Source organism: Lutibacter sp. TH_r2 (genome assembly GCF_033101135.1).
In the GTDB taxonomy this organism is placed as follows: domain Bacteria; phylum Bacteroidota; class Bacteroidia; order Flavobacteriales; family Flavobacteriaceae; genus Lutibacter.
On the sequence record NZ_JAWMPV010000003.1, the window covers coordinates 307,181 to 319,624 of the forward strand.

At 26.4% G+C, this 12,444-nt stretch carries 13 protein-coding genes; 9 read left to right on the forward strand and 4 right to left on the reverse strand.

What is annotated here, in order from left to right; translation table 11 throughout:
- Nucleotides 1-30 precede the first annotated feature (30 nt).
- The 7 genes from R3X25_RS11220 to R3X25_RS11250 all read left to right on the forward strand — a co-directional run bounded on the left by R3X25_RS11220 (nt 31) and on the right by R3X25_RS11250 (nt 5,948).
- Complete coding sequence (locus R3X25_RS11220; RefSeq protein ID WP_317674833.1) at nt 31-855, forward strand: thymidylate synthase; 825 nt, start codon at nt 31-33, stop codon at nt 853-855.
- A gap of 64 nt (nt 856-919) precedes the next feature.
- Nucleotides 920-1,135: a hypothetical protein gene (locus R3X25_RS11225; protein ID WP_317674834.1), complete on the forward strand. Its 216-nt coding sequence runs from the start codon at nt 920-922 to the stop codon at nt 1,133-1,135.
- A gap of 16 nt (nt 1,136-1,151) precedes the next feature.
- Nucleotides 1,152-3,428 (forward strand): hypothetical protein, encoded by a 2,277-nt coding sequence (locus tag R3X25_RS11230; protein ID WP_317674836.1) that lies wholly within the window; start codon nt 1,152-1,154, stop codon nt 3,426-3,428.
- Nucleotides 3,429-3,465: 37 nt separating this feature from the next.
- Nucleotides 3,466-4,041, forward strand: a complete 576-nt coding sequence (locus R3X25_RS11235; RefSeq protein ID WP_317674838.1) for a hypothetical protein — start codon at nt 3,466-3,468, stop codon at nt 4,039-4,041.
- Between the two features lie 657 nt (nt 4,042-4,698).
- Complete coding sequence (locus R3X25_RS11240; RefSeq protein WP_317674840.1) at nt 4,699-5,013, forward strand: energy transducer TonB; 315 nt, start codon at nt 4,699-4,701, stop codon at nt 5,011-5,013.
- Between the two features lie 33 nt (nt 5,014-5,046).
- Nucleotides 5,047-5,460, forward strand: a complete 414-nt coding sequence (locus R3X25_RS11245) for a 2TM domain-containing protein (RefSeq protein WP_317674842.1) — start codon at nt 5,047-5,049, stop codon at nt 5,458-5,460.
- The gene (locus R3X25_RS11250) at nt 5,457-5,948 is read left to right on the forward strand and encodes a dihydrofolate reductase (protein WP_317674844.1); all 492 of its coding nucleotides are present in this window, start codon (nt 5,457-5,459) and stop codon (nt 5,946-5,948) included. The genes R3X25_RS11245 and R3X25_RS11250 overlap by 4 nt, the downstream gene beginning before the upstream one ends.
- Nucleotides 5,949-5,997: 49 nt before the next feature.
- Here the strand turns inward: R3X25_RS11250 and R3X25_RS11255 are convergent, their stop codons facing one another.
- A complete protein-coding gene (locus R3X25_RS11255; protein WP_317674846.1) occupies nt 5,998-6,588 on the reverse strand; it encodes a hypothetical protein in 591 nt (196 codons plus the stop codon).
- 197 nt (nt 6,589-6,785) lie between these two features.
- Here R3X25_RS11255 and R3X25_RS11260 point away from each other — a divergent pair, with 197 nt between their 5' ends.
- Nucleotides 6,786-7,667, forward strand: a complete 882-nt coding sequence (locus tag R3X25_RS11260; RefSeq protein WP_317674848.1) for an AraC family transcriptional regulator — start codon at nt 6,786-6,788, stop codon at nt 7,665-7,667.
- A 298-nt stretch (nt 7,668-7,965) separates the two neighbouring features.
- On the opposite strand, the gene sppA is transcribed toward R3X25_RS11260, so the two are convergent.
- Nucleotides 7,966-9,726: a signal peptide peptidase SppA gene (gene sppA, locus R3X25_RS11265; RefSeq protein ID WP_317674850.1), complete on the reverse strand. Its 1,761-nt coding sequence runs from the start codon at nt 9,724-9,726 to the stop codon at nt 7,966-7,968.
- Between the two features lie 126 nt (nt 9,727-9,852).
- Between sppA and folK the strand changes: the two genes are divergently transcribed.
- Nucleotides 9,853-10,977 (forward strand): 2-amino-4-hydroxy-6-hydroxymethyldihydropteridine diphosphokinase, encoded by a 1,125-nt coding sequence (gene folK, locus R3X25_RS11270; RefSeq protein ID WP_317674852.1) that lies wholly within the window; start codon nt 9,853-9,855, stop codon nt 10,975-10,977.
- A gap of 170 nt (nt 10,978-11,147) precedes the next feature.
- Here folK and gldC read toward each other — a convergent pair whose 3' ends face one another.
- Entirely contained in the window at nt 11,148-11,483 is a 336-nt protein-coding gene (gene gldC / locus R3X25_RS11275; protein ID WP_317674854.1) for a gliding motility protein GldC, read from the reverse strand.
- Complete coding sequence (gldB, locus tag R3X25_RS11280; RefSeq protein ID WP_317674856.1) at nt 11,483-12,436, reverse strand: gliding motility lipoprotein GldB; 954 nt, start codon at nt 12,434-12,436, stop codon at nt 11,483-11,485. Before gldB ends, gldC begins: the two co-directional genes overlap by 1 nt.
- Between the last annotated feature and the right edge of the window lie 8 nt (nt 12,437-12,444).

A 12,444-nucleotide genomic window follows, 5' to 3' on the forward strand; every position in this document is an offset into this window, starting at 1 on the left:
GTTCATTTTTTGAAATAAAGACTTTTAAAAATGAAACAATATTTAGATTTAATTAAGCACGTTAAAGACAACGGAATTGTAAAAGAAGACAGAACAGGAACAGGAACTAGAAGTGTTTTTGGTTATCAAATGCGTTTTGACTTAAGTGAAGGTTTTCCAATGCTAACTACCAAAAAATTACATCTAAAATCCATTATTTATGAACTACTTTGGTTTTTAAAAGGAGAAACTAATATTGAATATTTAAAAGAAAATAATGTTAAAATTTGGGATGCTTGGGCTGATGAAAATGGAGATTTAGGACCTGTTTACGGACATCAATGGAGAAATTGGGCAAGTGAAAATATTGATCAAATTTCTGAAGTTATTGAAACTATTAAAACAAACCCTGATAGTAGAAGAATGATTGTTTCTGCGTGGAACCCAAGTGTTTTACCTGACACATCTGTTTCCTTTGCTGAAAATGTAAAAAATGGAAAAGCTGCATTACCTCCTTGTCATGCTTTTTTTCAATTTTATGTAACCGAAGGAAAATTATCTTGCCAATTATACCAACGTAGCGCAGATATTTTTTTAGGAGTTCCATTTAATATAGCTTCATATGCGTTATTAACTATGATGATGGCACAAGTTTGCGATTTAAAACCTGGAGATTTTGTTCATACTTTTGGTGATGCTCATATTTACAACAATCATTTAGAACAAATAGATTTACAATTATCACGCGAACCAAGAACACTTCCTCAAATGGTAATTAACCCTAATATCAAAAACATTTTTGACTTTACTTTTGAAGATTTTACCGTTGAAAACTACAATCCTCATCCACATATAAAAGGAAAAGTTTCTGTATAAAATTTAAGACTGTTTTAATATAATTAAAAAATAGTTTTTTTAACTTTATCGAAAATGATAAACAATGGACTCACAAAATTTAAAAAATAAAATAACCGACAGAATTAATAGTATCAGCAATCCTGAATTATTGAATAACATTCAACAATTTTTAAACAATACTTCAAATGAAGATTTACATGAAATATTAGAAGCTGTTAATTCAAAACTACAACATGACAATTTAGGAGAAGAAAAAGATTATACTTCTTATATAAAAGAATGGGTTAAAAGTATGTAAATCCACATAACATGCTATGAAAAACTTATTATTTACACTTTTAACAGTGTTTTTTGTTTTAAGTGTAAATGCTCAACAAATTGGACTAGATAAATGGGAAAAATACACTAGCCCAAGTATTGATAATTATTTTTATCATCATTTTAAAAAGTATGTTACTCCAGATTTACTTTCAACAGAAATTTTTGAGAAAAATTCTTCAAAAATCATTCTAAAATTTTATCTAAACGATAAAAATGAAATTGCAAACGCAAGTTCTAATTCAAGATCTAAAAAACTTAATAAAGCTATTTTAAAAGGGTTTGAAAAACTAACATTAAGTAGGCTTAAAATTTATGGTGGCAACAAATTTAACAAGACTAACTACAATAAATATACCTTACAAATAATTGCAAATAAAAATGGAATAGCTACACTAAATTGCAGTTCATCTGTTCTCATAGAAAAGCTTCCTAAAGTTGTAAATTGTTGGGGTAAAAATTATATTGAATATTTTGAAAATATTAAAAAGGAACTCACAAGAACAATTGCCTCAAATATTGAAATAACCAATAAAACTATTATTAACAAATTTAATAATGATGGAGTTTCAACTATTCAACTAGCTATTAATTCCAAAGGAGAAATTTCTTTAAAAAGCATTGAACAAAAAGATGAACTCTTAAAAGAAAGTATTCAAAAAGCTATTGAAAATTCCTATTTAGATATTATTAAATCTGCAGAAATTAATGGGATACCTGAAAAATTTCTATGCACAGTGCAATTAGCTAATAACAATTTTTATTTAAAACTAACTAAAAGAAAAGATGGTAGTTTTGGAAAATCAGTTTTCTTAAATTCTTCAAAAAACACCTTAAAAACTTCAAAGGTATTAAATAAAGGAGATTCACAAATAGCGTCTCCTCTTTATATTGGTTTAACTTTAGCTGAACAAACTTTTGAATTGGATAAATGGGATACATACACAAATCCTGGAACTGATAATTTTATTAACCATCATTTCAGTAAATACATAACTCCTAAAATTCTTTCAAAAGAAAATTTCAACAAAAACTCAAATAAAATAGTTATTCAATTCGGTCTCAACAAGGAAAATTCAATAGTAAACCTTCGAACCAATTCTAAAATAACTTCAGTAATGCACCCAATTATTGAAGCTTTTAAAACTATTGATTTTTCAAAACTTAAAATTAATAAAGTCACCCCAACTCATAATTATTCGCTACAAATACTAGAAAAAATTGGTGATAAAGCTGTTTTAAAATGTAGTAGTAATTTACTTCAAGAAACACCTCCAATTAGTTCGGAAATAAACAAACAAATTGATTTTCAAGATTACAACTACAACCTTTCCAAAAGGTTAAAAAAATACTTAATCAACAATATTAACAGTTCAGATGTAGCTAATTTAGCTATAAATAGTGAATTATTTGACATTAATATAACCATAGATTCTATTGGAAAGTTTCAGAAAGTTACTACAACTTCATCTAACAATAGTTTAAATAATGTAATTAAAAAAGTTTTTGAAAATTCTACTATTAATTTTATTCCAGCAACTTATAATGGTAAAAACGATTCGTATGTAATTGCTATTAAACCCATTGTAGATTTAGAATTAATACAGTCTGAATTCTTCAAAACTTCATTAAAAAATAAGTTCAGCACCTATTTTCAAAGTAAAATTCCAAACTCAATATTAAAATTAGAAAAGCTTTCTACAAATAGAAATTCAGTGTTTATAAAATTTACTATCAATAAAAAAGGAAAATTACAAACAATACAATGTACAGCAAAAAACAAAACTGTAAATAAAAAAATTATTGAAGCTTTTAAAAAGTACCCAATTGAAAAACTTAATTTACTAAACATAGGTTCACCTCAAAGTATTTATTATCTAAATATTATTGAATATAATAATGGGAAAAATAGAATTAGTTGCACTCATAAAGTTCGTTCAGAAACCCCACCTATTATTTCAGATTGTTCTACATCTAAAACTTATGATATTCTAAAAAAGTGTAATAAAAACTCCATAAGTTTTCATATAAATAACAACATAAAAAAATACATAATTAAAAAACAACTTGATGTAAAAGGGCTACGAATTTTTACAGGTTTTAAAATTGACAATAAAGGGTTAATAACTAGAATAGATATTAGAAATTGTCCGGATAAAATAATAAGAGATGAGATAGTAAGAATTCTAAAGAGTATTAATGTTTTAGCTCCAGGTTTGTCTAACCAAACTCCAAAAGTAAATTATTACAACGTTCCAATTACATTACAATAATAATTAGATATTTAGACTAATAGATATACTCTAAACTATGAAAAAATTAATGCTATTTACCCTATTACTTTTGAGTATTATTACAATTAAAGCTCAAAAAACTGAATTTCAAGATACATGGGACATCTATACTACTCCTAGTACTGATAACTATTATTATTATCATTTCAAAAAACATCTTTCTTCAAATCTAATTTTATCTGAAAAGCTTTCAAACAAAAAGAAAAAAATTATAGTTGAGTTTAGTTTGGTTAATGGTGTTATTGAAAATGTTAAAACAAACGCAGCAAATACACTACTTAAAAAAGAAATTATTTATGCTTTTAATAAATTAGATTTTAGCAAAGTATCTATTCAAAAAAATAGCGTTTTCCATAATTATTCACTTCAATTAATAGAAAAATCAAATGGTAAAAATGTTTTAAAATGTAGTGCGTCTGTTTTACACGAAACACCTCCTATTTGCTATAATTGTGAGAAAAGAAAAGATTTTGAAAGTTATAATTTGTGTTTTAAAAACAAACTTGAAAAATACTTATTTGAAAATATTGATAGTACAAAATTTTCTGAATTAAAAATTAATATGCAAGAAGTTGATAAACCTTTTGCTTAATATTCATCAGAAAAAAGATTTATATCAAGCGGTAATAATCCTTTTTCTATAAAGGTTAAAATAAATGAAAATGGCCAGGTTTTAATTTCGAACAATGCAAAAGATATAGTTGTAAATAATGAAGTAAATAGAATTTTAAATACCTATAACTTTGAAAATATTACTCCTGCTACTTACAATAATATTAATAATGAATATACTTATGAATTAAAAACTTCAGAAAGAAGATTAGTAGATTTTTGGTTTTATAAAACTTCTGAAACTAATAATCTAGCGCATTATTTTAAAAATAATGTTTCTAGCACTTTAATAAATAAGGAGTTTTTAGATGATAAAAAAAATACTGTTTCAATAAGTTTTTCGATAGATAAAAAAGGAAAACTAGAAAACATTACTTCTTCTGCAAAAAATAAGGAATTAGACAAACGCTTAATAAATGTATTTAAAAAATATCCTGTTGAAAAATTAAAAATACTTGAACCTAAACGTACATTAAGTAAATACTTTTTTACTGTAATTGTTTCAGATGATTTTAATAATAGAATAAAATGTAATAATTATATTTTTAGCGAATCTGCACCTATAGCAAAAGGCTGTGAGAATTCAAAAAGTCATAGCCTTTTATTAAAATGCTTACAAAATTCTATAACAACTCATGTGAATAGAAACTTTAATTCTAACATAGCAAAAAAACTAAAATTATCTCCTGGCGTAAAAAGAATTTATGTGATGTTTAGAATTAGTAACACTGGAGAAATAACAGATGTTAAAGCTAGATCTCCACATAAAAAGTTAACTGAAGAAGCTATAAGAGTTGCCAAGAGTATTAAAATTACTTCACCAGGCTATCAAATGGGACAACCAGTTGGAGTAAAATACTCTTTACCAATTGCTTTTAGAGTAGAGCAAAAAAAAACAGAAGTTGATCCTTTTAAAGGAATGAATACAAGTAATAATAAAAGAAGATATTAATTTATTATTTTAGCTTAATCAAAATAAAGAATAATGGACCAAGAACAACACGAAAAATACGAATATGCCCGTAAAAGAGTAAAACAAAAAAAACGTTTATACTTTCACTTTATCGTTTTTTTAGTTGGCTCTGTATTTTTAATTATTTTAAACAAAGTACTTAATGTAGGTGAAGAATTTATTTCTGACTGGTTTGTTTGGGCAATATTATTGTGGTTTTTCTTTTGGGCGTTGCATTTTATAAATGTATTTATAACTAATAAGTTTATGGGAAAAGACTGGGAACGAAAAGAAACAGACAGATTAGTTTTAAAGCAAGAAGTGAAAATTGCAAAAATGGAAAAACAAATTGCAAAAGAGGCTCAACTAAAGGCTGAAAGCAAAGAGTTTTCTGTAGAAGTAAAACAACAAGAATTAAAAAAAAACGAGAACCCAACCAATTTATGATTACAATAATTGCTGCAATTGCTAACAATAATGCACTAGGTAAAAACAACCAGCTTATTTGGCATTTACCATCAGATTTAAAACGATTTAAAAAAGTTACATCTGGCCATTGTGTAATTATGGGGAGAAAAACTTTTGAATCGTTAGGGAAACCTTTACCTAATAGAACAAATATTATTATAACTAGAAATACAGCTTATAAAGCTGAAGGATGCTTAATTACAAATTCTTTAAATGAAGCTATTGAATTAGCAAAAAAAGAAGATAATAATCCATATATTTTAGGTGGAGCCGAGATTTACAAACAATCTTTAAAGTTTGCTGATAAACTCGATTTAACTTTTGTGCATCACACCTTTGAAGCTGATGCCTTTTTTCCAGAAATAGATTTAACTATTTGGAAGCAAAAAAGCAGAGAAGATTTTAAAGCTGACGAAAAAAATAAATACGATTACAGTTTTGTTACCTATACAAAAAAAGAGGTTTGATAAATCAAACCTCTTTCACACTTATTAAACTTAACTTAAATATGAATTTCTAAATTTCAATTTCTTTTACTAATACTTCTTCTTTTGTTGTTAAAACTAAATTGTAATGTCCTTCTGGCAATTCTTCTAGATTTAAACTTCTTTTTAAATCCATTCTACCTTTTAAAGTTTCAGTATAAATTAAATCATTTTCTGAATTATACATTTCTACTTTTAATGGATCTAGATTTAACGATAACTTTGTTATTTTTACCAAACTTTCATTTACAACCACAACTGGCTTGTAATAAACTTCTGTTTTATCGTAATCAAATTCTAACTTGTTTTCTTTTACATGAATAGGAAACGTTTTAATTTTTGTTTCTCCATTTAATTCAATAAAATAAACTCCTTTTGGCAACGTTTTTAAATCATATGTTTTTGTATATACAATACCGTTAAAATCTTCTGTGTAAAATACATGACCTTCTGAATCTTTCATAGATATTTGCATATCTCCATCAAAATTATTTAATGTAAACTGAATTAATTTAGAATCTAATCCTTTAATTTTAATGTTTACATCTCTTTCATTTGCCATACTTACTAAACCAGTAACCATTACTGCTATTAGTACTACCTTTTTAAATAAACTTTTCATAATTATTCTTTTTTAATTAGTATGCTACAAATGTATAATCATTCTAAATAGCAAAATACTACAGATTTTTCTATTTTATATTCTATTTTCACTAATACGAAATCGTTATAGTTTATTTAAGGTTAATTTAACACACAATGTAGTGAAATATTAACATTTATAAATTCAATTTTCTATATTTGTAAAAAATATAATGAATGAATACTACAAAACCTACTTTAAAAAAAATCAGTCCAGATTTTGGAAGTTCGTTAGTTGTTAACCAACATACACTAGAACATAAAACAGGGTTTTTGCCTTTTTGGCACTTTCACCCAGAGTTAGAATTAATATATGTAAATAAAGGAAAAGGAAAAAGACATATAGGAAGCCATCTATCATATTTTAATAATAGTCAGTTATTATTATTAGGATCAAATTTACCACATAGTGGATTTACAGATAGGTTTACTACTAATGGTTCTGAAACTATTGTACAGTTTAAAGAAGAGTTTTTAGGAAATGACTTTATTAATATTCCTGAAATGCAATCTGTTAAAAATCTTTTTAAACGAGCAAAAAAAGGATTGTTATTTTCTGTTGAAGCCAAACAAGTTATTGGACCAAAAATTGAAAGTTTAGTAAAATATCAAGGTTTAGAGCGTGTTATAAAATTTTTAGAAGTTTTAAAAGATTTAGCTGAAACTCCACACTACAGTTTATTAAATGTTGACGGCTTTGCTTTTGAGGTTGAACCACAAGACAATAAAAAGATTGATATTATTTTTGATCATGTGAACAAAAATTTTAAACGATCTATACCTTTAGATGAAATTTCTGAAAAAGTGAGTATGACAGTTCCTGCATTTTGTAGATATTTTAAAAAAGCTACAGGCAAAACTTTTACTCAATTTGTAAATGAATTTAGAATAGTACATGCAACTAAATTATTAGCTGAAAACCCAACAAGTATTACAGATATTTGTTTTGAAAGTGGTTTTAATAACTTTTCACACTTTAATAAGTTATTTAAAAAATTTACAGGTAAAAGTCCTTTAAAGTATAGAAATGAAATGAAGCAGTTACTTATTCAAAAGTAACACTACACTTACATAAGGTTATATTATATTCAAAAAACATATAAAAACAAAAATGAGGTTTAAAACCTCATTTTTAAGTTAACCAAATATCTAATAAAGTATGTAGTGTGCAAATGTAGTACTTATTAGAAATGTAAATATTATAACCTTAATTATTACATAACAAATATACTAACACTCCTAAATTCACAACACATCAAATTTTACAAATTTATTGCTTAAATTAACCTTTACGAAATCGTTTTAGCTATATAAATGTTAATTTAGAATATTTTTAAGTCAAAATACTATATTTCTATTACTTTATCTCTAACATAAAAGGTAGTTTAGCTTGTACACCTTTTGTTTGTGAAGCTTGCTTTAATTTTTGATAAATTTTAAAATATTCCTCCCCTAATTCTTCTTTTAAAATTTCACTTTTAGCTTTACTAAAAGGTAAAGAACTAAATCTATCTTCTAGCTCTACTTTATAACTAGGATAGTTTCTAACTTTATACTCATCTAGTTCAGCAAGTTCGGCCGCATAATCAATAGCATCTTGTAAACTTCCTAGCTCATCTACCAAACCATTTTCTTTAGCTTCTACTCCACTCCAAACCCTACCTTGAGCTATTTTATCAACTTCTTCAATAGTCATTCCTCTATTTTCAGCAACATGTGTAATAAACGTAGTATAAATTTTTTCGATACTTTCTTGCGTTACTACTCTAAAATCTTCAGTCATAGGTTCAAAAACACTATAGCTTGGTGATTTATTTGTACTTACTTGTTCTGCATTAATTCCAATGCTTTTTGAAAGCTCATGCATATTTGGAATCATACCAAAAACACCTATTGAACCAGTTATAGTTGTTGGTTCTGCATAAATTTTATCGGCTGCACATGCAATATAATAACCTCCTGAAGCGGCAACATCTCCCATAGATACAACCATTGGCAATTCTTCAGCTGTTAACTTTAACTCACGTAACATTAATTCACTAGCTAATGCACTTCCACCTGGTGAATTAACACGTAAAACTACAGCTTTGGTGCTTTTAGATTTTCTTGCTTTTTTTAGTGCATTTATTATTAAATCTTGACCTATTAATTCTTCATTTCCTTTTCCATAAATAATTTCACCTTGAGCATAAATTACAGCAATCTTATCTGATGCCGTTGAAGTAATTCTTCCTTTTCCTGTTGAAATATAATCTTTCATTGAAATTCGTTTCACTGCAGCTTCTTCGTCATTAGAAATTCCAATAGCTTGTTTTAATTTACTTTCATATTCATCAAAGTAAATAGCACCATCAATTAATGCACTTTCTTGTGCTTTAGTAGCATTTCTTCCTAATAAATTATCTGCAACTTCGTTTAATGCAGCTACAGAAACTGATCTACTTTCAGCAATATCAACTAGTAATTCATCCCATATAGATGATAAAAACGAAACTGTTTGCTCTCTATTGGCATCACTCATTTTATTTGTTAAAAATGGTTCCACAGCACTTTTATACTTTCCGTGACGAATCACTTCCATTTTTACACCTGTTTTATCTTGTAAATCTTTATAATACAATATTTCACCAGATAAGCCTTTAAAGCTAACTTCTCCAACAGGATTCATAAATACTGAATCTGCAACAGAACTTAAATAATACGATTTTTGGTCATATACATCGGCATATGCATATATAAATTTACCAGACTCTTTAAATTCTAATAGTTTATTTCTTATAGCTTGTGTTTGTGCAACTCCAGAAGTAATTCCCATTGTTCTTAAACTAATACCTTCTATTTTTTCATCGGTTTTAGCATTTTCAATTGCGTTTAAAATATTGTTTAAACCTAATTTTTGATTATTTAAACCTAATATTTCTTCAATCGGATCATCACTTTTTGGAGCAAAATCTTTTACAACTTTATCTAGCTTTATTTCTAAAACCGAACTTGATTCTACTTTAACTTTTTCGGTATCAGACATTAAACTTGCAACTCCTATAAAAATAAAAAGGATTAAAAATAAGGCAATAGTTGAACCAATAATTGAGGCTAGTAAATTTCTTAAAAATTTCATATATAATTTATTTAATAACTTATAAGTATACTAACTTATGCATTTGTTACACAAAAAAATGTTTATAAGTTGAAGCACAAATATATGCTTTTAAATAATTCTTTTCTTTTCTTTGTAACTACGTTTATGCAACTACTTAGAACCACATATTTATCACTTGGAAGTAACCAAGGAAATAAATTAGAAAACCTTCAAAAATCCATTGATAATATTGGTAATAATGTTGGTTTGGTACGTAAAATTTCTTCGGTTTACAAAACTGCTTCTTGGGGTTTTGAAGGTGAAGATTTTTTAAATATTTGTATTGAAGTTGCTACTGCATTAAATCCTGAAAATTTATTAAAAAAACTACAGGATATTGAATCTAAATTAGGAAAAGTTAAAAATAAAACAGAACATTATAAGGATAGACCTATTGATATTGATATTTTATTTTTTGATGATGAAATTATTTTTTCGAAAGATTTAATGGTTCCTCATAAAGAAATTTTAAATAGAAATTTTGTTTTAATTCCTTTAGCTGAAATTGCGCCAAACTTTATTCATCCAATTGAACATAATCGTATACAAACTTGTTTAGATAATTGCACGGACACTTCAGAAATAAAAAAAACAGATTTACCATTAATTAGACCTGTTTGTTTATCTGAAAAATACAATTACATTGCTATTGAAGGAAATATTGGTGCCGGAAAAACTTCACTTTCTAAAATGATTTCAGAACAATTTAATGCTAAAGTTATTTTAGAACGTTTTGCTGACAATCCTTTTTTACCAAAGTATTACGAAGATATGGAACGTTATGCGTTTCCTTTAGAAATGAGTTTTTTAGCAGATCGATACCAACAACTTTCTGATGATTTAGGCCAATTCGATTTATTTAAAAACTTTATTGTATCTGATTATTACATTTTTAAATCGTTAATATTTGCTCAAGTTTCATTAGCTAAAGAAGAATTTTTACTCTATCGCAGAATGTTTGATATAATGTATAAAGAAATTTCAAAACCAGATTTATACATTTATTTATACCAAAATACACCTCGACTTTTAGAAAATATTAAAAAAAGAGGTAGAGATTACGAGCAAAAAATTCCGGCTGAATATTTAGATAAAATTCATCAAGGGTATTCTGGATTTGTAAAAACACAAGAAAACCTTAACTCGTTAATTATTGATGTTTCAGATAAAGATTTTGTTAATAATAATGAAGATTATAATGAAATTGTTGATTTAATTAAAAAGGCTTAAAAAATTGTTATTCTGAACTTGATTCAGAATCACATCCATATTATCACTTCTAATCATGAGAACCTGAATCAGGTTCAGGTTAACGAAAATTATTTTAAAAATATTTTTTAACTATAGATTCCTGCCTCCGCAGGAATGACAAAACACCTCTCATCAACTAATACCTAAATTTACTTCTTCAACTCCAATTTTTCAGCAAAATAATCACAAAAATCTCGCATAGTTGCGCTCATTTTTTGATCGTTTGTTGAAGTTTCAAAAGTATTAGCCATAGAAACTAACGTTTGATGAAAAAATTGTTTCATTTCATCTAACGGCATATCTTTTGTCCATAAATCCATTCGCAATGTGTCTTTTGCTTTATGATCCCAAACCGAAAGCATAATACATTTAGATTCTTCGTTTTTAATTGAGCCATCATCTGCCGACCAGTTTATAGTTTCTGGAATTTTATTTTCATCTAATCCTACTGTAAATTCAATTTTTGAAGTATGCTTTACTGCCATTATTTTTTTGGTTTGTATTTTGAGTTTTTAAAAATAGTTTCTGCATTGGTTTGCAAAAGTTGGTGCAAAGTTACATTATTATTATTCATATATGCTTTTACAATTTGCCAACCTATAAAAACACCTATTTTGCCAGGAGACTCTTTATCAATATCTATATAAAATTTTGAAAATGGAGCATTGGCAATAAAACGTTCGTATAAACCACTATCTGTACTATACAATAATTTATTTTCAATAAAATATTTCCATATCATTTGTTCGTTTTCTGTTGCCCATAAATATTCTTCTAGAGTATATTCTATTATATTTTCATTTTTTATTAAAGGCAAATAACTATTTATCAAATACATTTTTTTGCCTTGGTTAATTAATGTAGTTAAAAACTGTCTGTTACGTTCAGGAATCAAATAGTTATCTGCAATTTCTTTAGCTACATCTATTTGCAAATATTCTTTTGAATAACTTTTTGAAAGGTATTTTGGAAAATCTTTATAAACCTCATTATCCATTCCTAAATACATATCTAACGATACTAACAATAAGCTATCTGCATAAATTACTTTATTTCTATAATCTAAATCTGTAATTAACGTAAGTATTTTTGGTTCTTTAAAAGTTGGATGGTAATACTTTACGTGTTTAAACAAATGCCTTAATGTTGCTTTTTCTGAATTAAAATCTCCAAATACATTTTCTGCATTTTGAAACAATTCTTGTTCGTTCTTAATTTTATTCACCCAAACAGAATCAGGGTTATTACTTGGAAATAAATAGGGATATTTTGCTTTTAGCTCTGATAAATCTAATGCTGTAGCATTGTAAAACTGCTGATCAAATCTATCAATTTTAACTTCAACATTAATATTAGAAACATCTACAAATTCCTTTTGTTTATTATCACACGAAGCTATTAGAAATAAAATTATTGCAACTATAATATATCTACTCATTAATTTTT